Genomic DNA, 21,518 nt, shown 5'->3' with positions numbered 1-21,518 from the left:
TCACATCCCCCTTATTCGGCTGCTACGGTAGCAGGTGTGCCGATCGGTGCTTCGCGACGCAGATCACCCTTGATCGTCTTGTAGACGTTCCAGACCATGATCAGCGATCCGAGCAGGAAGAGCAGGCCACCGGTTGCACGAATGATGTAGTAGGGGTGCATTGCTTCAACGGTTTCGATGAAGGAATACTGCAGGAAGCCAAGATCGTCGTAGGCACGCCACATCAGGCCCTGCATGATCCCCGAAACCCACATCGACGTGATGTAAAGAACGATACCGATGGTACCCAGCCAGAAGTGATAGGCAACCAGACGCATCGAATACAGGCGTTCACGATGCCACAGAACCGGGATCAGGTGATAGATCGCACCGAAGGAAACGAAAGCCACCCAGCCAAGCGCGCCGGAATGAACATGTCCGATGGTCCAGTCGGTATAATGCGACAGGCCGTTGACTGCCTTGATCGACATGACCGGGCCTTCGAAGGTCGACATGCCATAGAAACCGACGGCAGCAACCATGAAGCGCAGGACAGGGTCGGTACGCAGTTTGTCCCAGGCACCCGAAAGCGTCATCAGGCCGTTGATCATCCCGCCCCAGGACGGCATCCACAACATGATCGAGAAGGTCATGCCAAGGGTCTGCGCCCAGTCAGGAAGGGCCGTGTAGTGCAGGTGGTGCGGACCAGCCCAGATATAAAGGAAGATCAGCGCCCAGAAGTGAATGATCGACAGGCGATAGGAATAAACCGGACGTTCGGCGCGTTTCGGAATGAAGTAATACATCATGCCGAGGAAACCAGCCGTCAGGAAGAAGCCTACCGCGTTATGACCATACCACCACTGCGTCAGCGCATCCTGCACGCCTGAGAACATCGAGTAGGATTTAGTCCCCATGAAGGAAACCGGAATCGCCAGGTTGTTGCCCAGATGCAGCATTGCGATCGTCACGATGAAGGCCAGATAGAACCAGTTCGCAACATAGATATGCGGCTCATGACGCTTCAGCAGGGTTCCGACGAACATCGCCAGATACGCAACCCACACCACGGTCAGCCAGATATCAACAAACCATTCCGGTTCGGCATATTCGCGGCCCTGGGTAACCCCCGTAACATAGCCGATTGCGGCCATGACGATGAACAGCTGATAGCCCCAGAAAACGAATGCCGGAAGTGCTTTGCCACCATAAAGCGGCGTGCGGCAGGTCCGCTGCACGACATAGAACGACGTTGACAGAAGCGCGTTACCGCCAAAGGCAAAAACCACCGCCGAGGTGTGCAACGGCCGCAGGCGACCGAAATTCAGAAACTCGTTATCGAAATTAAGTGCCGGAAATGCGAGCTGCCAGGCAATTAAATCGCCTGCCAGAAATCCGACAACGCCCCAAAATACGGTCGCCAGTGCGGCCCAGCGCACGACGTCCATATTATAATTAACAGCAGCAGGCGTTGATGCTGTCTGTGCCATGCTCCCCTGGCTCATGCTTGACTCCCGTTCAAGGTGTTCGGGTGAGTTGTCCCCAATCCGATCGGTCAACTCCATCAGTCCCGTGGTGGCATGGTGCAACACATGTCATCCCCTGCCACCTGCACCAAAAGCCCCACCGCTGCCGTGATGCGCTTTTGGCAGCATCACATGCAAAACGGACGAGGCTTTCGATTGTCAGGTGATTATGCGGGTTGAAGCTTTACGCGCCATTGATCCACGTCAATATTGACTCGTAAAACCGCGGAACCCCTCAATCTCAAGACAAAGCTCGCCCGCATTGCGGGACAATTGATTGCTAAGCGTGTTTATGCGCGTTTGGGTCTGTAAAGGTGTTGATACAGGTCAAGGTCAACACGAAATCTTTGCGCCATGATTGCTGAAAATCGTGGGAAGAGTAGCAATCATGTCAACAACCTATCAGGCAAGACCCCTAACACATCACACGGCGGATATGACTTTTCCGCTCGTGCAGATGATGCAGACCGGTCTTACGTTTGAGCGCTGGCGTGAATTTGTTGCCGAATTCTGCACTGATCGAGCCAATAGCATGATTGGGGCCGGATGCGACGATATCCTGTGGCAACGCCCGCGTGGCATCATCGTGATTGCCAATGAACGGGGATATATCCACGGTCTGTTTTCCTATCAGGTGCGTGACGACATGTCCGAGGGACTTGTCCTGCATGTCGACAACATCATGGCCGTCGAGATTGTTTCACGACCTTATGTGCTTGATGCGATGCGCGACGCGATGAACCGGCTGGTTCTGGATCATCATTGTGCGGCGGTTCATGTTTCGGTCGGTGAAATGGAAGAACGCCTGCGCGACTATTTCAGCGGGGCCGGCTTTGTGCCGCGCAAAATCCGTTATTGTGCCCCGGCTGCCCAGCATTGACGGCGCTGACTTTGGTGGACGATATCCGCTGACACCGTTATAAGGCGGTTATGAACGGTATTCCTTTTGTCAAAATGCATGGTCTGGGAAATGATTTCGTTGTCTTTGACGGACGACGCGATCCCGCCGTGCTTGATCTTGATAACGCAACTGCGGCCCGCATCGCCGACCGCAAAACCGGAGTCGGTTGTGATCAGCTGATCGTGATCGAACCCGCCCGCGATGATCTTGCCGATGCCTTCATGCGCATTCGCAACAATGACGGGGGCGAGGTCCAGGCCTGTGGCAATGCCACACGCTGTGTGGCGAGCATCGTCATGGGCGAACTTGGCCGCAAGGATGTCATTATCCAGACCGTCGTCGGATTGCTTGATGCCAATGGTCTGGCCGATGGTCGTGTCACCGTCGATATGGGGCAGGTCAAGCTGGACTGGCGCGATATCCCGCTGGGTCAGGCGGTTGATACCAACCATATTCCGCTGTCCTTGGGCGGTTTGTCGGATGCGGTCGGGGTCAATGTCGGCAATCCGCATGCGGTGTTCTTTGTTGACGATGCCGAGTCGATTGATATCGAAAAGCTTGGCCCTGTCCTTGAACATCATGAAATGTTTCCCGAACGCGCCAATATTGAGGTTTGCAGCATCATTGGCGAAGACCGGATTCGCATGCGGGTCTGGGAACGCGGTGTCGGTGTGACGCGCGCCTGTGGTACGGGTGCCTGTGCGGCCGGTGTTGCCGCTGCGCGCCGCGGTTTGACGGGGCGGAAAACCGAAATCATTCTCGATGGTGGTCCGTTGACCATCGAATGGCTGCACGATGATCATGTTCTGATGACCGGGCCGGTCGCGACCAGTTTCTCGGGCTTTTTGCACGGATCCCTTCTGGGACAGCATTGATTGAATTTCTGGTTCCGACCCGCGGGCACCCTGATGGGTCGGTATCGTTCTGAACGGTTTCCCCGGTTGCACAATGCCTGTTCGTCGGGCAAAAGGGCGCAAACGGGTTCTTCGTTCAACCCATGTCGGGACGCCCCCTCCCGTTTTCTGTGAAACTCAAAAGCAGGTTCAGATAATGGCTGACTTCAATACGCTTGACGGTGTCAATGTCGCTGGCAAGCGCGTTTTGCTGCGCGCTGATCTTAACGTTCCAATGAAAGACGGCGTTGTGGGTGATACCACCCGCATCGAACGGACGGTTCCGGGGTTGATCGAACTGGCGGATGCTGGTGCGAAACTTGTCGTGATCACCCATTTTGGCCGCCCCAAGGGCGAACGCATTGCCGAAATGTCGCTTAAACCGGTTGCCGATGCGCTTGCCAAGCAGCTTGGGCGTCCGGTGAAATTCGCCGATGATTGCATTGGTGCGGCCGCAGCAGACGTCGTGAACAGCCTTAAGGACGGTGAAATCGCGGTTCTGGAAAACCTTCGTTACCACGCCGCAGAGGAAAAGAACGATCCGGCCTTTGTCGCCGAACTGGCAAAGCTTGGCGACATTTACGTCAATGATGCGTTTTCGTGCGCGCACCGTGCCCATGCCTCGACCGAGGGGCTGGCCCGCAAACTTCCGGCCTATGCCGGTCGTCTGATGCAGGCCGAACTTGAAGCCCTTGGCAATGCGCTTGAAGCGCCGAATCATCCGGTGATGGCAATCGTTGGCGGTGCCAAGATTTCAACCAAACTGGATCTGCTTGGCAATCTGGTCGCCAAGGTTGATCAACTGGTGATCGGTGGCGGCATGGCCAATACCTTCCTTGCGGCCAAGGGTGTAAATGTTGGCAAGTCGCTGTGCGAACACGACCTTCTGGCAACGGCGCGCGAGATTTTTGCCAAGGCCGAAGCCGCCAATTGCGAAATCGTCCTGCCGGTCGATGGTCTGGTCGCCAAGGAATTCAAGGCGCACGCCGATCACACCGTATCTGACATTAACGATGTCGATGCTGATGGCATGATCCTTGATGCCGGGCCGAAAACCATTGTCGATCTGAACAAACGTCTCGAGTCCTGTGAAACGCTGGTCTGGAACGGTCCGCTGGGTGCGTTTGAAATTGCACCGTTTGATACCGCGACGGTTTCGGTCGCCCGGCAGGCGGCCAAACTGACCAAGGCTGGCAAACTTCTGTCGGTTGCGGGCGGTGGCGATACGGTTGCGGCCCTGCGTCACGCCGATGCCGATCAGGATTTCTCCTATGTCTCAACCGCGGGTGGTGCCTTCCTTGAATGGCTAGAAGGCAAGGAATTGCCGGGCGTTGCAGCCCTGCGTGGCTGATCTGTATCCTTGCTGAGATCAAAGGAAAAACCCCGCCGATTGGCGGGGTTTTGCTATCCGGGAAGGCTGTTTCCGGCGGTTTGGGTGATGATTGTATCGCGGTCCTTGAGGAACGCGGCGTAACCATTATCCATCATCGCACTGGCAAGTTCGATATAAACGGCAAACAGGCGTGACAGGGTGTCGGTTTCTTCCGCATCAAGGATCGCCAGAAGTTCAGCCGACCGGGCTTGCCCGGTTTCAAAATGTTCCCATGCGCGTTCCAGCAGAATAGTGCCCAGGCGGTCCAATTCGTCATATTTCTTCTGCCCGATGGCATTGCGGATTTCGCCAAGCGTGATATCGGCGGCAATCAGGATTTCGGCTGGTATCGTCACCAGCCTGTCCGGGCCTTTGATATCGTCTGGAAGATCGCGCAGGATATGCACCACGTAACAGAAAATCGCCATGTCGCGCGCATGATAAAGCGGTGGGTTGGTCAGGGGGGATGTATATCCGATTTCGTTATCGAATCGTGCCGATAGCAGATAGACAAAAATCGATGCCGGGGCGGCAGTTGCCCCCTCGCAATAGGCGATGAAATCGTCCCATTCATCCATCGGGTCTTCGGCAACATCGCGGCGCAATGCATCGGCCAGATCAACCCATGGATCAACTTCCAGGTCGCTTCGGCCCAAAGTCAGACGCAGGGCATCAAATACCTGCTGGCTGAGCGGGCCGCTTTCGGGATGGGGGTTATCGCCATCGATCTTGGCAGCCTGGATTTGCTGCTGCCAGTGATCAATCGCAATCAGGGTGTCTTCGCGGGCATAGTCGCGTTCATGATCGGTCAGTTCAAGGAACCCGTCATCGACAATATCGTCGATCACCCGCATCGATGCATAGGCCGCCAGAAAGAAACGCTGCCGTTCCGGGCCAAGGCGCATGGCCGCACGGTAAAGATTGGCATTTTTTGCTGCGGCAAGGTCGTTGCAGGCGGAAAAGGCATCGGCATTCGGCCCGTCTATCGGTGCTGGCATTCTTGTCATGCGGCGTTTCGTCTTTTCCTGATGATCCTTCTAGGAGTCATACAGCCTCGTTCGGGCAGGCAAAAGGGGAATTGAGCATTTCGTAAAAGATCACGGCCAAATTAAGGGGGCCTGATCCTAGAATTCCAGGCGATATCCGGCTGTCAGACCCAGCATCGCGTCAAAGCGATCAAGCGCACCGGTATTCGGATCAGGGGCAAGATCACTGGTCAATCGACCATGTAACCCGATCCAGATATCCTGAAACGGCATATAGGACAGGCTGGCGGCAATGCCCGCATCATCCGTGCCCGAAGGGTTGCCGGGATTGCCCGAAAAGTTATGGCGGTAAAAGCCACCGGGATGGTGCGTGGGGGTGACATCAAAATCATTGCGTTGGTCGGTGCCAATGCTTTGCCCGATCGGGCCATTCAGTTCGAAAACCGGGCCAAAGGCAAAGCCCAGATCCGGGCGTGGGGCGTAGCCAATTCCGAACTGGGCCGCAATGCCGTTGTTTGTCGTTGGCTGGCTGTCGATTTCAAACCACAGAAGCGATGGGTCACTTTCCCCATCGGTGGATGGATTGTTCAGGACAATGCCGTGATTTCGACGAGGGGCGAAATAATTGCTCATCCCGCCGGGCAGCGCGGGGGGCAGTATTCCGGGGACCAGTGAATTTGGCGAACTGTCAGTCTGGGGCATGCCAATTGTCACACCGGTTTCATCTGGCGTGGCGGGCTGGATCGACTGGGCACGGGCCGCGTGCGAAAAACCGCCCGTTGTCGCGGCAACGGCAAGAATCGCAACAGACCACGCAATTGGACTTGATACATGCATATCTCGTGTTCCGACAACCTGATCGCAACTGGTGCACATCCCCTTGTGCAAACAAATTCTGGATGTTTCCGGCCCCGGTTTGTCAGTCGGCAAGGAACGCCTTGATGGCTTTTATCTGTTCCTCGTCATTCAAATGGGGTGCATGTCCGCAATTTGCTACAGTTAAAATCGGCATTTCCGGTTTTTGTTCCCGCATTTTTTCGACAATGGCGGGGGGAATCAGATCAGATTTCGCACCGCTGATCAGCATCACCGGGCAAGAAATAGCGTTGAATTGATCCCATGCATCAAAAGAATCAATATGTTCGGCAAAGACGCGCATGACTTCGGGATCATAATGCATCATGAAATTTCCGTTCGGCAGACGTCGCACCGAGCGCGCGGAAATAAATGACCAGGTGGCTTCGTCGGTGATGCCAAACGGCGCATAGATCAGTTTGACGATTTCTTCGACATCATGGATCGTTTCAAATTCCGGGGTGGCCCCGACATAGGATTTGATCCGTGCGACTGCCGCAGCGTCAAGTTCCGGTCCGATGTCATTTAAAACCAGCTTTTCGATCCATCCCGCGGCTTCGGCGGTCATGGCAAGCCCGATCAACCCGCCCATTGACGTTCCGATCCACTTGCAGCTTGGAATCCTGAAATGTTCAAGCATTTCGAAGGTCTGTGCGACATAGAAGGGCAGGGTATATTCCCGGTCGGGATTCTTGGCCCATCCCGAAAGCCCGCGTCCGATCATGGACGGGCACAGGACAAAATACGTATCAGTGAAATGCGGCGCGACATGATCAAAATCATCGGCCAGTCGCGCCAGACCGTGGCTCATGACAAGGGCTGGTTTTTGGGGATCGCCCCACGTCCTGACATGAATTTCATAGCCGCAACAGGGAATAAAATGGTCACGAAAGGCGGGCATGGGCTGCTCCGTTTGTAATGCCCGCCAATAGAGACTTTAGCGTCGAATTTATGCGTCGCGTTTGCGGGCGATCATGAATAACCGGTTGAATGGAAACAGTGTGACGCCATCATCACGCGGCGGATAGACCTGTTTCAAGCGGGTTTTGTATTTTTCACAAAATGCGGCGCGCGCATCATCATCGGGCAGGGCGGCAAGAACCGGGCGCAAGGCGGTCGATGATGTCCAGTCGAAAACGGGGTCTTCCCCATGCAGGATATGGCAATACTGGGTCTGCCACAGGTCAATGGCATCGCAATCGGTGGACAGGACATCAAAATAGTCGCCCGGTCGCATGATCCGGATTTGCTGGGTCGCCCCGGCAACCGCATCGCGCCATTCAATTCCGGCTTCGCCAATCAACTGATGACTGGGTGCCAGGAAATTGTTCGGCACCTGAATGGCCAACAGCCCGCCGGGACGCAAAAACCGTATCAGGCGGGGGAACAGTTTGGCATGTTCGGGAATCCATTGCAGGGCGGCATTGGAAAACAGGATATCAACCGGGCTATCCGGTTCCCATTGCGCGATATCGGCCTGTTGCCATTCGATATTCTCGTCGCGCTTGGCGGCTGTTTCCAACATTTCTGCTGAAGAATCGATCCCGACAATCTGGACATCGGGATTTTCCGGTGTGCGATACGCCTGATCAAGCAACGCGGTGATGGATCCCGGCCCGCAGCCAAGATCGACAATGTGACGTGGCAAAAAGCCATCCGCCGGTTTGGGCAGACGGGCAATCAGGTCTTTTGCCGGGCGGCGACGTTCATCGCCAAAAAGACCGTAACGAACAGGATCCCAGTGTGTATTGCTCATACTCTGATCCATAACCTGCCCGGTCCCGAAATAAAACCTCAAAGGCGATATCTACCGATATCTCGGCGGCAGACCTTATTTATGCCCGTCTTTTTCCAGCTGGTCATAATGTCCCTTGATCAGTGCGAACATGAACAGCACCGCACCAAAGAACAATGCCAGGCCCACAAAATAGGAATATCCATCATGTGATCCCGAAGCATAGAACAGGCCGAAAATCCCCACCACAATCGTCAGGACACCAAAGATCAAGCGATCCGCACCCATCTTAGAACTCCTCTAAACTTCTGATGCATCTTGATTTTCTGCAATCTATCGATTTGAGCGTATTGATCAAGAAATAACGTGGCGTCTTATGCCGTCCCCAAATTTCGAATTCTTTGAGGTACATCACGAAAGATTTCGACAAGTTGCAAATAAACCGGCCTTTTGAACGGGACAATCAGATCGGGCAAAGTTCCGAAATCGGTCCAGCGCCATGCATCAAATTCAGGATGGTGAACATCAATTTTGATATGTTTTTCCTTACCCGTAAAGTGCATGGCAAACCATTTCTGTTTCTGGCCGCGATACTTGCCGCCAAATGCCTTGCCAATCAGGTGATCGGGTAAATCATAGGTCAGCCAGTCGGGTGTTTCGGCGACGATTTCGGCCTTGTCGGTGCCGATTTCTTCGGACAATTCGCGAAGTGCTGCCTGTTCGGCGGTTTCGCCATCATCTATCCCGCCCTGTGGCAATTGCCATGCGCCTTCAAACCCGATCCGGTTGCCGATCCAGACCTGTCCCTCATCGTTAAAAAGCGCGATCCCGACACAGGGGCGATAAGGCAGGTCTTCTGCGGTCAGCGTTGATTTGTCCGTGCTGCCGGTTTTTATCTTCTGATCCCCGGCCTTCTGATCATCGCTGGCTTTGGCTGCCTTCTTTGATTTGCCGCCCGATTTCTTCGCCATCAATACCCCCTGACAAACCGCATACGGTGGCGGTGTCATCAATTTTCGATTGTTTCACTTTCGCCGTCACCAGTATCGGACGGGGCGGCATCCTTTTGGGCGCGTTCCTCGGCCAGTGCGGCGTCACGCCGGGCGGCTTCCGCCTCGTCCGCAGACTGCGGTGTGACCTGCAATTTTGCAAGCGCCGAAACAGGTGCAAGCTGAACGCCCTGGCGGGCAAGTCGTGCCGACCAGTTCCGAAGGCGCTGTATGGTCACCGGATAGGATTGCGCAATTCCGATGGCAACGCCGTTGCTTTTTGCCAGTTCGACCAGATCGTTAAGCCGGGCGTCGATTTGTCGGCGACTTGGAATTTCGTCGATCATGATGTTGCCAACGGCATTCGGACTATCGGCATTCGATGCCAATTGCGCGCCAAGGCTCACGGACCCGGAATTGGTACCTTCAACATACATAAGACCGGTCCGGTCGACGAATTCGATCACCGGACGGATGGCGCTATCGAGGCTTCCGAATTTCGACCCAAGATAACTGACGACACCCGCATAGCCCGGGAACCGTGCGAGCAACCATTCAAGTCGCACAAGGTTTTCCCCTTCCGGCAGGCTGGTCAAAAGCGCGCGCGGACCGGGATCAGATAGCGGGAAGTCGATCGGCTCCATCGGCAACTGCAAGAATATCTCGTGGCCCATGGCGCGGGCATCGGCGGCGACCTGTTGCAGATTGTTGGCATAGGGCGACAGCGCCAGCGAAATATTCAACGGCAAATCTTCGATTGCCGCCTTCGTTCTGGTGCTGTTCAAGCCTATACCGGTCACGATGATCGCGACATAGGGCTGGCCTTCAACCCGTTCGAAGGGCCGTTTATAGGCATCAAACGGCGTCGTGCCATCATCGGCAATCCGCGGAATACGACCGAAACTGCCCTCTTCATCCAGACCAGGAAGCGGAGCCGGGCGCAGGGGATCTGGTTCTATCGGCTGATCAAGTGCGCCTTCTTCGGCTAGGGCGGCGAGTTCTTCCGGGGTTGGTGTTGTCGTGCCATCCACTGCGCCCTCCTGACCGGGGGTGCCAACCAGATCTGAAACGCCTTCAAGCTGTCTGGCGATGTCTTCGGCACTTTGCGGATTGTTGGGATCACTAGCGGCTTTGGCCAGTGCTTCCTGCTCGGCGCGCGTGCGTTCTTCGACGTCGCGCACACCTTTGGCGATTTCTTCCTGAAGCTCGCGCTCGGTCCCGGGAACGGCGACGATGGTTTTGGGTGATCCAAGATGAAACAGCCGCCAGCCGGTTTCAGGATCAAGGATCGGGATAAGTCCGACACCCGCCGCGGCAATCGGGCTTAAAAACAGCGCAATGATCAGGAGTTTTGACAGCCACCAGCGCCGTGATGGCGGATGCTTGGGCAAACGTGCCCATTGAACCTCGATCGGCAACTCGTTAAAGGGAAGATCCTCGTCCGACAGAGCGTCTGAAACATCATCTGTTTCAGGATCGCCCATGTCATCAAGAGAATCCCGTTCCTTCTTTCGGCCAAACCGTAAGGATTTTATGAGTTTCCTGATCACGAAAGGTCAGTCTCTTTCGGTCTGCGGATCGCACCTCACCCTTGCGGGCGGGGTGCGAACAGGGCGATGCCGCGGATCATGTCAAGTGCACGGGACAGTTGATAATCTTCCAGCGCTATTTCCTCGGCGGCATTGCGGCGATCATTTGCATCGCTTTCGGCGTTGCTGATGGTTTCATCCTCGTTGCGCAATGCACCATTCAGATCAGCCTCGGATCGGCGCTGGGCGGCTTCGATGCTTTCGACACGGGCCTGCGGGACGATGATGTCAGGCACGATGCCGACTTCCTGGATCGATTTTCCCGACGGCGTGTAATAGCGAGCCGTGGTCAGACGCAGTGCCACATTGCCGGGCATCGGAAGGATTGTCTGAACCGATCCCTTGCCGAAACTGCGTGTTCCCATGATGACCGCGCGGCGGTGATCCTGAAGGGCACCGGCAACGATTTCGGATGCGGATGCCGAACCGTCATTGATCAGAACGATCATGGGAAGTCCGTCGGCAAGATCGCCCGGACGGGCATTGTAACGTTCGGTATTTTCGGTATCGCGCGGGCGGGTTGATACGATTTCACCCTTATCAAGGAATGCGTCCGAAACCGAAATCGCCTGATCGAGCAAACCACCAGGATTGTTGCGCATGTCAATCACAAGGCCCTTGATTTCCGGGCCGATCTGGTCGCGCAACTCGGTGATCGCACGTTGCAGGCCGCTAAAGGTCTGCTCGTTGAATTTGGTGATGCGGATATATCCGACATCATCCTTTGCTTCGGATCTAACCGACTGGATCTTGATCACGGCCCGGGTCAGGGTGACATCAAACGGTGCGGTTTCACCCTTGCGCATGATGGTCAGGATAATGTCCGTATTGACCTTGCCGCGCATCATTTCAACCGCTTCGTTCAGGCCAAGACCACGGATCGGTTTGCCATCGATATGGGTGATGAAGTCACCGGGTTGCAAACCTGCCTTTTCGGCAGGCGTGTCATAAATCGGGGAAATGACTTTGACAAAGCCTTCTTCCATCGTGACTTCAATACCAAGCCCGCCGAACTCGCCGCGGGTATCGACCTGCATTTCCTCGAAATTATCCATATTCAGATAGGAGGAATGCGGATCAAGCGATGTCAGCATGCCGTTGATGGCCGCTTCGATCAGCTGCTTGTCATCGACTTCTTCGACATATTTCGATTTCACCTGTTCAAACACATCGCCAAACAGGTTCAGCAGCCGATAGGTTTCGGCTGATGTTGTTGGTGAAGATTGCGCCAGCGCGGGCGAAGCAAGGCCCAAAGTCATGCCGGTAGCGAGTGCGAATACTGCCAATCGAGAGGTTTTCATCCACTTACCTTGCCGTTTTTCGAGGCCAGCCAGGGAAGCGGATTGATCGCTTCACCGTCATGGCGCATCTCCAGATAGAGTTTAGGCGATAATTCACCCATTATTCCAACAGGTTCACCCGCCAACAGATATTGTCCTACCACACTGTCGAGCCGATCAAAACCAGCGATAAGGCTATGGTATCCTTCGCCGTGTTCGATAATCAAGAGGCGGCCATAGCCACGGAAGGGCCCGGCGAATACAACTTTGCCGTCAAAGGGCGATACGACCTGCGCGTTTGGGCGTGTGTCGATCTCTATCCCTTTGGAATGTGTAACCGCCAATCCGTCCGGTCCGCGGGACCGTTCACCAAACAATGTAACGACCTTGCCGCTTGCGGGCATACGCAATTGTCCGTGTGCCAACGTGATCGAACTGCCGACAGAAAGCTCTTCATCATTTGCCGATGATGCCTTGCTGGCAGGGGCTGTTTTTTCCGCAGGGGTGGCGGGCGGCTCGTTTCTGGCAATTGTCGATGGGGCCGGGGCCGGTTTGGGTTCCGTACGCTTGGCGATCTGGCGTTCCGGTTTCATGCGGGGTTCGGGAACGCCTTCCGCCCGCTTTTTCAGGCTTTCCAGAAGATCGCCCAATGATTTTGCCTCGGTCGCCAGTTCATTGACGGCACGCGATGCCATTTTGGCCTCGGCCTCGGTTTCCGAACGCAGTTTGCGCTTTTCGTTAAGCAGGGCGGCCAGTGACTGGCGCTCTGCCTGTAATTCTTTGGTGGCGGCTGCCATTTCGCTGCGGCGCGTGCGGATGTCTTCGCGAAGGGTGCCAATTTCTTCAAGCTCGGCGCGCAAATCGCGCGCATGCTGTTCAACACCGGGCAGGGCGGCCTTTAACAGGATGGCTGACCGCAATGTATCCTGCGGGCTGGTCGGAAGGGCGATCACAGCTTCGGGCGGGGTGGTCGACAAACGCTGCAAGGCCATCAGGATGCGGGCATATTGCCCGGCTTTGTCTTCAAGGCTGGTGGCGGCCCGCTTTTCGCGCACTTCAAGTTCGGCAAGCTGATCTTCAAGATCGGTCAGGGTTGTTTCAAGGCGCTGGGCGCGTCTGGCGACCGAAATGGCTTCGGATTGAAGCGCCTGTTCCTCGGTCCAGAGTTCGCGCGATTTGCGCGCCAGGAATTCTTCCTGCTTTTGCTGCTCTGACAACTGGCTTTCAAGTTTATCAAGCTGACTGTCGACCTTGCGTAGCGACTGGGCAAAAGACGGCGCTGCCCCGCCCGCGATCATGGCTGCAATCACAGCCAGCGCAGGCAGGGCGGTCTTGGAACGCAGATCAGTTCGCAAGAAGCGCATCATTCCCTTTCAAACCCTTGATCAACGGTTTGCCGGTCATTTCCGCCGGTTGCGGCAGCCCAAGAAGCTGCAATAAAGTCGGTGCCACGTCGGCCAGACGACCATTTTCCAGTGTCGCGCCTTCGGGTCCATTCACCAGAATGGTCGGCACCAGATTAAGCGTATGCGCGGTGTGCGGCTCGCCGGTTTCCGGATCCACCATCATCTCACAGTTCCCGTGATCGGCGGTAACGAACATCACGCCGCCCACCGATTTAACCGCATCAACAACCTGCCCAAGGCAGGTATCAACCGCTTCGGCGGCCTTCATCGCGGCGGACAAAATACCGCTATGGCCGACCATGTCGGGGTTGGCAAAGTTCAGAATGATCGCGTCATAGGTTTCAGCCCTGATCGCCGCCACCAGCTTTTCGGTCACTTCCGGGGCCGACATTTCCGGCTGCAAATCATAGGTCGCGACCTTGGGCGATGGCACCAGAATACGGTCTTCGCCTTCGAAAACCTGTTCTTCGCCGCCGTTAAAGAAGAAGGACACATGCGGATATTTTTCGGTTTCCGCGATGCGCAACTGCTTCATGCCAGCCCTGGAAACGACTTCACCAAAGATATTTGGCAACACCTGCGGCGGATAGATCGCATCCATATATTTTGCATGGTCGGATGAATATTCAACCATACCGGCCTGCACGGCAAATCTGATCGGGGTGCCACGGTCAAACCCGTCAAAGTCCGGTCCGCAGATCGCGGCCAGAATTTCACGTGCGCGGTCGGCCCGGAAATTGGTCATCAAAAGCCCGTCGCCGTCTTTCATGCCGGCATAATCGCCAATCACGGTCGGCAGAACGAATTCATCCGTGGTGTCGGCATCATAGGCAGCCCTGATTGCGGCTTCGGCACTTTCAGCGGTGCGGCCATCGTCGTAATTCTTGCCCTTTACCATCGTGAAATAGGCCTGGCTGACGCGTTCCCAGCGATTGTCGCGGTCCATCGCGTAGTAGCGCCCGGTGACGGTCACGATTTCAACATTGGCATCACCAATCAGTGCGCGGAATTTTTCAAGGAATTTGGCTGCACTTTTGGGGGCGGTATCGCGGCCATCCAGGTAGGCATGGATTTTTACCGGCACACCGGCCGATGCGATGATTTTGGCCAGCGCTGCCATATGGGCCTGATGGGAATGCACCCCGCCTTCGGACAGAAGCCCCGCGATATGACAGACACCCCCGCTTTCTTTCAGCTTGGCGATAACCTTTTTGACGGTATCGGTATCTGCGATCGAACCGGTTTTGACAGCCTCGTCAATTTTTGGCAGTTCCTGCATCACAACCCGGCCGGCACCAAGATTCATATGGCCGACTTCGGAATTGCCCATCTGCCCTTCGGGCAGGCCGACATCAAGACCGCAGGCTTTCAGAAAGCCGGTCGGATTGTTGGCATAAAGCGCGTCCCAAACAGGGGTATTGGCCAATGCAACTGCATTGTCCTTGCTTTCCTCGCGATAACCCCATCCATCCAGAATGCACAGCACCACCGGACGCGGGCGCTTTACGGTATTTGATACAGTCACAATCATAATCCCACGAAGTAAAGTACACGAAATAAGGTAAAAGGCTGAATTACCGGTAAAGATGGTTATTTTCCGGTAATTTTGCCATCCGTACAAAGACGCCGGGCGCGGTGGGTCCGCCATCAGACGCTGCCAATCATAGCATTTTCAACGCGCAATCTATCATGAATGCCGGTATTGAACAGCCTTCCGACCGGGTATTTTTTGTGCGCTTGCAAAGTCGCTTTTTGACAAGGATCATCACCTAGCTGTAATCTCGGACGTTACGGTGATACCTCGAATAACCGCGATGGGAGAGCCCGCTTTGATCCCGCGATCAGATCGGCGCCGAAGGAGCAATAGCCCCGAAAACTCTCAGGCAGATGGACCGTTGCGGATTGAGGCTCTGGAGAGAGAAAGCGGTACGGGGCCAACGCCCGGCACCATATTTCCACCGAAGGATGAAGCCATGGCGTCAAAGACTTCTTTGTTTTTGGCAACAGGCGCACAATCTCAGGTCAAGGGACAGAGGGGGCAAGACACCGGTTCTATAACGTCATGTGGCATTGATCCGCATGACAAAGAGCCGTGGGAGGCCCATTTGACCGAAGAAAATAAGCAGCGTCCGCAAGACGTTAATCTTTCCGTTGTCGATCTTTATACCATCGGGATTGGCCCATCGAGTTCGCATACGGTCGGCCCGATGCGCGCGGGCTATCGGTTCTGTCTGGAACTCGAAGCCCGGAATCTTTTGGAAAAAATCGGCTCGGTGATTGTCGATCTTTACGGATCGCTTGCCCTGACCGGCAAGGGCCATGCCACCGATACCGCGGTGATCATGGGGCTTTCGGGGGAACGACCGCGTTCGGTTGATCCAGACCGGATCGCACCGACAATGGATGCGATTGATAAAGATCACGCATTACAGCTTTACGGCGCGCACCCGGTTGCTTTCAACCGGGATACCAACCTTGTTTTCCATATGACCGAAAGCCTGCCCGAACATCCCAATGGCATGCGGATCACCGCCTTTGACCGTGATGGTGTTGTTTTGCACAAACAGGAATATTTTTCGGTTGGGGGTGGGTTTATCGTCTCGGGCGATGATCGCGGCGCGGAATATTCCGGCGATAATATCACGCTGCCTTATCCCTTTTCCTCGGCCGATGAACTGATGGCGATCTGTAAAAAGGAAAAGCTGTCGATTGCCGAAGTCATGGCCGAAAACGAAAAAAGCTGGCGTGAACCTGCCGAGACCGAGGAATTTGTCGACCGCGTGCATCGCGCGATGATGGATTGTATTGAGCGTGGCTGCAAAACCGATGGCATCCTGCCCGGCGGGTTGAATGTCAAACGGCGTGCGCGCAAACTTTACCTTGAACTGACTGAACGGCCAGAAGCGGGGCTTAAGGACCCGTTGACCGTGATCGACTGGGTCAATCTTTATGCCCTTGCGGTTAACGAAGAAAATGCTGCCGGTTCGCGCGTCGTGACCGCCCCGACCAACGGGGCGGCGGGTGTTATTCCCGCCGTGCTGCGCTATTACGAACGGTTCGGGGCCAATGTGACACAGGGCAAAATACGCGAATTCCTGTTAACGGCGGCGGCCATTGGTTCGATCTATAAAAAGCGTGCGTCGATTTCGGCCGCCGAAGTCGGTTGTCAGGGCGAGGTCGGTGTGGCCTGCTCAATGGCGGCAGGCGCGCTTTGTGCCGTCATGGGCGGTACGCCCGAACAGGTTGAAAACGCCGCCGAAATTGGCATGGAACACAACCTTGGCCTGACTTGTGATCCAATTGGCGGTCTGGTGCAGGTGCCCTGCATCGAACGCAACACCATGGGGGCGGTCAAGGCGATCAATGCTGCCCGTCTGGCGATGCGCGGCGATGGTCAGCATACCGTGTCCCTCGACAAGGTGATCGAAACCATGCGCCAGACCGGCATTGATATGCAAAGCAAATACAAGGAAACCAGCCAGGGCGGGCTGGCGGTCAATGTCAACGTGGTCGAATGTTGAGCTGACAGTTTGAAATACCGACCAAACACCCTCGAAGCCGCCGTTTCGGGGGTGTTTTTCATCCGGCCTGATTCTTGCCACCTTGCGCCTGCAATCTGATATCATTGAGAAATCAAAAACGGGGCAAAGACCCCGAACAGGTTGGGCAAAGCATGAAAAAGAAACTGTTCCGCATCTATATCGCGGTCAGTCTGGATGGCTATATCGCGCGCGCCAATGGCGCGGTTGACTGGCTTGATCAATTCGATCCGGCCGAGTTCAATTTCGAGGGCTTTCTGGGCGCCGTGGGAACACTGATCATCGGGCGAAAAACCTTTGATCAGGTGATGGAATTTGGCGACTGGCCCTATGAAGATCGCCGCACGATTGTCCTGACATCGCGCGATTTGCCCGATAACCGCCCGGCCAATACAGAGGCCTATGGCGGTAGTCTTGTGGAACTTGCAAGCCAGCTTTGCGATGACAGGTCCGATACCGGCGATATCTGGATCGTCGGCGGGGCCAGTGTTGTGACCCAATTCCTGTTTGGCGGCCTTGTCGATCAGCTTGAAATGTTCATTATCCCTGAAATTCTGGGCGATGGCATCCGGCTGTTTGGCCGGGATGCTGTGGGCACGACACCGAAACTGGTGGCATCGGAGCACTACAAGTCTGGTGTCGTGCGTATGCAGTATGATTTGCGTTAAAGCCGGTTACTTGAGCGTTTCCAGTTTTTCGGCAATCTTTGATGAAAGTTCGCGTAGGGCATTAACAGCACTGCTTTGCCAGTCGCTGTCGAGGACCATCTGCATCTTTTCCTGATAGCTGTCGGTGACTGTAACCGGTTCGCCCTTGTTCAGTTCGTTGCCTTTCAACGTCACTTCAGACTTGTTATGCACCGTGACCTGCCAGAAACCGGGTTCGAACCATGACCAGAACCTGATCAGGTCGGCATCGACGGCGTCGGCGCTGTCATACTCGGCGTCCCCCGGTTCAAGAACACGGTATCCGGCCTGTTTGAAGCCGTTTGAAATTGCCTTGTTGACGGCATCTGCAACGGTTTTGCCTTCGGGGAGCAGAACATCCCCCATCGCCATTCCGTAACCATTGCGTTTGCGGGCATAGGCACGCGACGTAAAGGTTACATCATCAATTTCGTCATTCGACAGTGACGGAATGTCTGGCGTGGATGGATCAATCTCGAACTGGCGTTTGTCTTCGACCGAAACGATTTTGACGGCTGGACCGGTCGCCGGGTTTTCGATTTTGGCTGGTTCCTGAATTTCGACAACGCTACGTGAAGCTGCGCACGCGCCGGTAAGCATCGCTAGGCCAATAACGGCGACGACCTTTAAGCATTTGGTTTGCATCGTTAATTCCCCTTCTCAAACAGATAAATGAATACTCACGGACAAATTTTGAAACAACTTATCCAAGAGTGGGGGAACCAATGCTTTTGGTGACTTTAGGGGTTATTCCCGGTGATAGGGATGATTGGTCTGGATGGCGTGGGCGCGAAAAAGCTGTTCGGCAATAAGGGCGCGCACCAGCATATGGGGCCATGTCGCCTTGCCAAGTGACCAAAGCGTATTGGCGCGTGTTTTGATGGCGTCCCCATGCCCGTCGGCCCCGCCAATGGCAAAGACGATATTTCCGGCATATTGATCGATCCAGCCTTCAAGCTTTGCGGCGAAATCGATGGAGCCATATTCGCGGCCATGCTCGTCAAGCGCGACCAGAAAGGCATTATCGGGAATGACGCCCAGCAACAGCTCCGCCTCGCGGTCTTTAAGCTGATTGGGGGGCCGCTTTTTCTTCTCTTCGACTTCCCGTACGACAAAGGGCCAGCGCAGGCGGGCTGCGTAATGGTCAAAAAGATCTTTCTCGGGGCCGTTCTTCATCCGGCCCACTGCAGCAAGGGTAATTTGCATCTTTCCGATCCGGCTCCGGCCCGCCTCCGGCCCGCTTTGGGCCACCGATGGCCAATCCCCGCGGTGAGCAGGGCAAACCGGGGCGGACTGTATTAATACAGTCGCGCCGCCTGCTGTTTAAGCGCCGGATTTTCAACGCCCCACATCTGTTCTATGTTGTAGAAAGCGCGAACTTCCGGGCGGAACAGATGGACGATGACATCGCCGGCATCAACCAGAACCCAGTCGCCCTGTTCCTTGCCTTCGGCCTGGGCACGGCCCTGACCTGCTTCTTTCAGCTTTTCGACAATATGCTCTGCCATCGACGCCACCCGTCTGGAGGATGACCCGGTTGCAATGATCATATGATCGGCAAGGGAGGTTTTATCGATCAAATTAATGGTGACAAGGTCTTCGGCCTTGTCGTCTTCTAGCGTGCTCTGGATAAGGGCAAGAAGCTCGCCCGGGGTCAGAGTCTTTTTTGCGGTACCTATGGTCGCCACCTCAATTTACGCAAGAGAGCCCGATCCGTTTCGGATCCGGGGAACTCCCGCCGGTCAAACCTGCCATCTGCCTTCGGCGCGGATTGCGGTCGAAGAAGCCGGATGGCGCTTTATTGGCAGGTAAACCCAGGCCGGAACATCGAGATCGGCCAGCAAACCCGCCCTGTCCGATTGGATGCGCCAGCGTTCCATACGCTTGGCTGCCGTCCCGGACAATGCCTTGTTAGAATACCCCTCGCGGTCAAGAACCGCAATGGGAGCGCGCAAAATCAACCTGTCCCACCATTTCCATTTATGAAACTGGGCCAGATTGTCCGCCCCCATCAGCCATACGAACCGCGTTCGGGTAAAACGACGCTGCAAGGCTGCGAGAGTGTCGGCCGTATAACGGGTTCCCAGTTCTGATTCAATTGCAGAAACAACAATGCGGGGATGCTTTGCCAGCATCAGCGCCGAATCGAACCGGTCGGCAAGGTCGGCCATACCCTGGGCGGGCTTGAGTGGGTTTTGCGGCGACACCAGCCACCAGACTGCATCAAGTTGCAGGGTTTTCAAGGCTTCCAGCGATATATGCAGATGCCCTTCATGCGCCGGGTTAAACGACCCGCCCAGTAATCCGACGCGGGGCGGGGCACTATGACTTCTGGGCGTCGAAAAACTCATGGGCGGGTCTGGCCGGTGCCGCGCACGATGTATTTATAGCTGGTCAGCTGTTCGACTCCGACCGGGCCGCGTGCATGCAGCTTGCCCGTCGAAATGCCAATCTCGGCCCCCATGCCAAATTCGCCGCCATCAGCGAACTGTGTCGATGCATTGACGATCACGATGCCGGAATCAACACCATTGAGGAATGTCGCGGTCGCATCGGTATCCTCGGCCAAAATGGCGTCGGTGTGATGCGATCCATATGTGTTGATATGATTGACCGCTTCTTCGACGCCATTGATGACCTTGATCGACACAATGGCATCAAGGTATTCGGTGATCCAATCATCGTCCGTGGCAGGCAGGATGCGGGTGTCTGCCTTTTGCGCGCTGGCATCGCCACGCATTTCACATCCCTTGTCGGCAAGGGCAGCGGCAATTTTCGGCAACAGATCATCGGCAACCACCTGATCAATCAGGATGGTTTCGGTCGCACCGCAAATGCCGGTCCGGCGCATCTTGGCATTCACCACGATATCGACGACTTTGGTCACATCCGCACTGGCATGGACATAGGTATGGCAAAGCCCTTCCAGATGCTTGAACAGGGGAATCCGGCTTTCATCGGTAATGCGCGATATCAGCGACTTGCCGCCGCGTGGGACGATGACGTCGATGTAATCGGACAGTTTCAGCATCTCGCCAACGGCGGCGCGATCCGTCACCGGGATCATCTGAAGCGCATGTTCGGGCAAACCGGCATCGAGAATACCGGCAAGCATGCAGTCAAAAATCGCGCGGGATGAATGGAAGCTTTCCGAACCACCGCGCAGGATGGCGGCATTGCCCGATTTGATGCACATGGCACCCGCATCGGCCGTCACATTCGGGCGGCTTTCATAAATGATGCCGATCACGCCAAGCGGCACGGACACGCAAGCGATATCGAGCCCGTTGTGTTCGGGGCTCCAGCGCGCAAGTTCGCGACCAACCGGATCGGGAAGGCCGGCAACTGCCTCAACCCCGGACGCCATGCTTTCGATGCGTGCAGGATCAAGCGCAAGGCGATCAAGCAATGCGGGTGTCAGGCCCTTGGCACGGCCTGCTTCCATGTCACGCGCGTTGGCGGCCAGAATGGCATCGGCATTTTCGCGCAATTTGCGTGCTGCGGCTTTAAGGGCTGCGGCTTTTGGTTCGGACGGGACCTGTGCCAGTTTCAGCGAAGCTTCACGGGCATTGATGCCCATGTCGCGCATCAATGCTGCGATGTCCTGGTTTTCGATGCTGGCAAGTGCCGTCATGGTCCTGTTTCCGTTCCTTGAAGATTTCCCGCGCCGGAATTTACAGGGCGGGCTTATCGTAAAATTATCGACAATTTGACAAAATATCCCTCTGACTGCGCAACTGCAATCGTGTAGCGTCGATAAATCAACGTTCTGCCAATTATCC

At 55.4% G+C, this 21,518-nt stretch carries 21 protein-coding genes and 2 riboswitches; of the genes, 5 read left to right on the top strand and 16 right to left on the bottom strand.

From position 1 onward, the window contains the following. Nucleotides 1-11 precede the first annotated feature (11 nt). The gene (gene ccoN / locus TH468_RS04045; RefSeq protein WP_085642469.1) at nucleotides 12-1,469 is read right to left on the bottom strand and encodes a cytochrome-c oxidase, cbb3-type subunit I; all 1,458 of its coding nucleotides are present in this window, start codon (nucleotides 1,467-1,469) and stop codon (nucleotides 12-14) included. A gap of 472 nt (nucleotides 1,470-1,941) precedes the next feature. On the opposite strand from ccoN, the gene TH468_RS04040 reads away from it, so the two are divergent. From TH468_RS04040 to pgk, 3 genes are all read left to right on the top strand, one after another. After that, nucleotides 1,942-2,385, top strand: coding sequence for a hypothetical protein (locus TH468_RS04040; RefSeq protein WP_051682292.1), 444 nt, complete (start codon nucleotides 1,942-1,944; stop codon nucleotides 2,383-2,385). A gap of 50 nt (nucleotides 2,386-2,435) precedes the next feature. After that, nucleotides 2,436-3,281, top strand: a complete 846-nt coding sequence (dapF, locus tag TH468_RS04035) for a diaminopimelate epimerase (RefSeq protein ID WP_085642283.1) — start codon at nucleotides 2,436-2,438, stop codon at nucleotides 3,279-3,281. 175 nt (nucleotides 3,282-3,456) lie between these two features. Then, nucleotides 3,457-4,650 (top strand): phosphoglycerate kinase, encoded by a 1,194-nt coding sequence (pgk, locus tag TH468_RS04030; protein ID WP_085642282.1) that lies wholly within the window; start codon nucleotides 3,457-3,459, stop codon nucleotides 4,648-4,650. Nucleotides 4,651-4,703: 53 nt separating this feature from the next. Here the strand turns inward: pgk and TH468_RS04025 are convergent, their stop codons facing one another. From TH468_RS04025 to gpmI, 10 genes are all read right to left on the bottom strand, one after another. Beyond that, nucleotides 4,704-5,678, bottom strand: a complete 975-nt coding sequence (locus tag TH468_RS04025; protein WP_085642281.1) for a squalene/phytoene synthase family protein — start codon at nucleotides 5,676-5,678, stop codon at nucleotides 4,704-4,706. Nucleotides 5,679-5,795: 117 nt separating this feature from the next. Beyond that, the gene (locus tag TH468_RS04020; protein ID WP_139834625.1) at nucleotides 5,796-6,494 is read right to left on the bottom strand and encodes a hypothetical protein; all 699 of its coding nucleotides are present in this window, start codon (nucleotides 6,492-6,494) and stop codon (nucleotides 5,796-5,798) included. A gap of 82 nt (nucleotides 6,495-6,576) precedes the next feature. Further along, nucleotides 6,577-7,413, bottom strand: coding sequence for an alpha/beta fold hydrolase (locus TH468_RS04015; RefSeq protein WP_085642279.1), 837 nt, complete (start codon nucleotides 7,411-7,413; stop codon nucleotides 6,577-6,579). A 48-nt stretch (nucleotides 7,414-7,461) separates the two neighbouring features. Then, nucleotides 7,462-8,268 (bottom strand): methyltransferase domain-containing protein, encoded by an 807-nt coding sequence (locus TH468_RS04010; protein ID WP_085642278.1) that lies wholly within the window; start codon nucleotides 8,266-8,268, stop codon nucleotides 7,462-7,464. A gap of 75 nt (nucleotides 8,269-8,343) precedes the next feature. Continuing rightward, nucleotides 8,344-8,535 carry a hypothetical protein gene (locus TH468_RS04005; protein WP_007089103.1) on the bottom strand — a complete coding sequence of 64 codons (192 nt, stop codon included), beginning with the start codon at nucleotides 8,533-8,535 and terminating at the stop codon, nucleotides 8,344-8,346. A gap of 86 nt (nucleotides 8,536-8,621) precedes the next feature. Beyond that, nucleotides 8,622-9,218 carry an RNA pyrophosphohydrolase gene (locus TH468_RS04000; protein ID WP_085642277.1) on the bottom strand — a complete coding sequence of 199 codons (597 nt, stop codon included), beginning with the start codon at nucleotides 9,216-9,218 and terminating at the stop codon, nucleotides 8,622-8,624. A 38-nt stretch (nucleotides 9,219-9,256) separates the two neighbouring features. Next, complete coding sequence (locus TH468_RS03995) at nucleotides 9,257-10,720, bottom strand: divergent polysaccharide deacetylase family protein (RefSeq protein ID WP_085642276.1); 1,464 nt, start codon at nucleotides 10,718-10,720, stop codon at nucleotides 9,257-9,259. A 101-nt stretch (nucleotides 10,721-10,821) separates the two neighbouring features. Continuing rightward, nucleotides 10,822-12,126, bottom strand: coding sequence for a S41 family peptidase (locus TH468_RS03990; protein WP_037990521.1), 1,305 nt, complete (start codon nucleotides 12,124-12,126; stop codon nucleotides 10,822-10,824). Further along, nucleotides 12,123-13,472 (bottom strand): murein hydrolase activator EnvC, encoded by a 1,350-nt coding sequence (locus tag TH468_RS03985; protein ID WP_246832203.1) that lies wholly within the window; start codon nucleotides 13,470-13,472, stop codon nucleotides 12,123-12,125. The genes TH468_RS03990 and TH468_RS03985 overlap by 4 nt, the downstream gene beginning before the upstream one ends. Continuing rightward, complete coding sequence (gene gpmI, locus TH468_RS03980; RefSeq protein WP_085642275.1) at nucleotides 13,450-15,042, bottom strand: 2,3-bisphosphoglycerate-independent phosphoglycerate mutase; 1,593 nt, start codon at nucleotides 15,040-15,042, stop codon at nucleotides 13,450-13,452. Before gpmI ends, TH468_RS03985 begins: the two co-directional genes overlap by 23 nt. Before the next feature lie 274 nt (nucleotides 15,043-15,316). Further along, a riboswitch (glycine riboswitch) is annotated at nucleotides 15,317-15,416 on the top strand. A gap of 3 nt (nucleotides 15,417-15,419) precedes the next feature. Further along, nucleotides 15,420-15,546, top strand: a riboswitch (glycine riboswitch). Between the two features lie 70 nt (nucleotides 15,547-15,616). Here gpmI and TH468_RS03975 point away from each other — a divergent pair. Both TH468_RS03975 and TH468_RS03970 read left to right on the top strand, forming a co-directional pair. Beyond that, complete coding sequence (locus tag TH468_RS03975) at nucleotides 15,617-17,032, top strand: L-serine ammonia-lyase (protein ID WP_007089097.1); 1,416 nt, start codon at nucleotides 15,617-15,619, stop codon at nucleotides 17,030-17,032. A 152-nt stretch (nucleotides 17,033-17,184) separates the two neighbouring features. Next, nucleotides 17,185-17,718 carry a dihydrofolate reductase family protein gene (locus TH468_RS03970; RefSeq protein ID WP_085642467.1) on the top strand — a complete coding sequence of 178 codons (534 nt, stop codon included), beginning with the start codon at nucleotides 17,185-17,187 and terminating at the stop codon, nucleotides 17,716-17,718. Nucleotides 17,719-17,724: 6 nt separating this feature from the next. Here TH468_RS03970 and TH468_RS03965 read toward each other — a convergent pair whose 3' ends face one another. The 5 genes from TH468_RS03965 to TH468_RS03945 all read right to left on the bottom strand — a co-directional run bounded on the left by TH468_RS03965 (nucleotide 17,725) and on the right by TH468_RS03945 (nucleotide 21,370). Continuing rightward, on the bottom strand, nucleotides 17,725-18,381 hold the full coding sequence (locus TH468_RS03965) for a hypothetical protein (protein WP_085642274.1): 657 nt from the start codon (nucleotides 18,379-18,381) through the stop codon (nucleotides 17,725-17,727). Nucleotides 18,382-18,483: 102 nt separating this feature from the next. After that, the gene (gene rlmH / locus TH468_RS03960) at nucleotides 18,484-18,942 is read right to left on the bottom strand and encodes a 23S rRNA (pseudouridine(1915)-N(3))-methyltransferase RlmH (protein ID WP_085642273.1); all 459 of its coding nucleotides are present in this window, start codon (nucleotides 18,940-18,942) and stop codon (nucleotides 18,484-18,486) included. A 92-nt stretch (nucleotides 18,943-19,034) separates the two neighbouring features. Next, entirely contained in the window at nucleotides 19,035-19,424 is a 390-nt protein-coding gene (rsfS, locus tag TH468_RS03955) for a ribosome silencing factor (RefSeq protein ID WP_007089093.1), read from the bottom strand. A gap of 54 nt (nucleotides 19,425-19,478) precedes the next feature. Then, nucleotides 19,479-20,087, bottom strand: coding sequence for a nicotinate-nucleotide adenylyltransferase (locus TH468_RS03950; RefSeq protein WP_085642272.1), 609 nt, complete (start codon nucleotides 20,085-20,087; stop codon nucleotides 19,479-19,481). Next, nucleotides 20,084-21,370, bottom strand: coding sequence for a glutamate-5-semialdehyde dehydrogenase (locus TH468_RS03945; RefSeq protein WP_085642271.1), 1,287 nt, complete (start codon nucleotides 21,368-21,370; stop codon nucleotides 20,084-20,086). The genes TH468_RS03950 and TH468_RS03945 overlap by 4 nt, the downstream gene beginning before the upstream one ends. Nucleotides 21,371-21,518: the final 148 nt, after the last annotated feature.

The sequence above is a fragment of the Thalassospira sp. MCCC 1A03138 genome (genome assembly GCF_002115785.1).
Classification (GTDB): domain Bacteria; phylum Pseudomonadota; class Alphaproteobacteria; order Rhodospirillales; family Thalassospiraceae; genus Thalassospira.
The sequence above is the reverse complement of the archived record's forward strand: the minus strand, read 5'-3'. Positions and strand labels throughout refer to the sequence as shown.

Bases quoted from the DNA above. Each gene is read 5' to 3' on its own strand.
- gpmI (WP_085642275.1), bottom strand. From the start codon at position 15,042: ATGATTGTGACTGTATCAAATACCGTAAAGCGCCCGCGTCCGGTGGTG.
- TH468_RS03965 (WP_085642274.1), bottom strand. From the start codon at position 18,381: ATGCAAACCAAATGCTTAAAGGTCGTCGCCGTTATTGGCCTAGCGATG.
- TH468_RS03950 (WP_085642272.1), bottom strand. From the start codon at position 20,087: ATGAGTTTTTCGACGCCCAGAAGTCATAGTGCCCCGCCCCGCGTCGGA.
- TH468_RS03985 (WP_246832203.1), bottom strand. From the start codon at position 13,472: ATGATGCGCTTCTTGCGAACTGATCTGCGTTCCAAGACCGCCCTGCCT.
- TH468_RS04025 (WP_085642281.1), bottom strand. From the start codon at position 5,678: ATGACAAGAATGCCAGCACCGATAGACGGGCCGAATGCCGATGCCTTT.
- TH468_RS04000 (WP_085642277.1), bottom strand. From the start codon at position 9,218: ATGGCGAAGAAATCGGGCGGCAAATCAAAGAAGGCAGCCAAAGCCAGC.
- TH468_RS04015 (WP_085642279.1), bottom strand. From the start codon at position 7,413: ATGCCCGCCTTTCGTGACCATTTTATTCCCTGTTGCGGCTATGAAATT.
- TH468_RS03945 (WP_085642271.1), bottom strand. From the start codon at position 21,370: ATGACGGCACTTGCCAGCATCGAAAACCAGGACATCGCAGCATTGATG.
- rlmH (WP_085642273.1), bottom strand. From the start codon at position 18,942: ATGCAAATTACCCTTGCTGCAGTGGGCCGGATGAAGAACGGCCCCGAG.
- TH468_RS04020 (WP_139834625.1), bottom strand. From the start codon at position 6,494: ATGCATGTATCAAGTCCAATTGCGTGGTCTGTTGCGATTCTTGCCGTT.
- dapF (WP_085642283.1), top strand. From the start codon at position 2,436: ATGAACGGTATTCCTTTTGTCAAAATGCATGGTCTGGGAAATGATTTC.
- TH468_RS03970 (WP_085642467.1), top strand. From the start codon at position 17,185: ATGAAAAAGAAACTGTTCCGCATCTATATCGCGGTCAGTCTGGATGGC.
- TH468_RS04010 (WP_085642278.1), bottom strand. From the start codon at position 8,268: ATGAGCAATACACACTGGGATCCTGTTCGTTACGGTCTTTTTGGCGAT.
- pgk (WP_085642282.1), top strand. From the start codon at position 3,457: ATGGCTGACTTCAATACGCTTGACGGTGTCAATGTCGCTGGCAAGCGC.
- TH468_RS04005 (WP_007089103.1), bottom strand. From the start codon at position 8,535: ATGGGTGCGGATCGCTTGATCTTTGGTGTCCTGACGATTGTGGTGGGG.
- TH468_RS04040 (WP_051682292.1), top strand. From the start codon at position 1,942: ATGACTTTTCCGCTCGTGCAGATGATGCAGACCGGTCTTACGTTTGAG.
- ccoN (WP_085642469.1), bottom strand. From the start codon at position 1,469: ATGGCACAGACAGCATCAACGCCTGCTGCTGTTAATTATAATATGGAC.
- TH468_RS03990 (WP_037990521.1), bottom strand. From the start codon at position 12,126: ATGAAAACCTCTCGATTGGCAGTATTCGCACTCGCTACCGGCATGACT.
- TH468_RS03995 (WP_085642276.1), bottom strand. From the start codon at position 10,720: ATGGGCGATCCTGAAACAGATGATGTTTCAGACGCTCTGTCGGACGAG.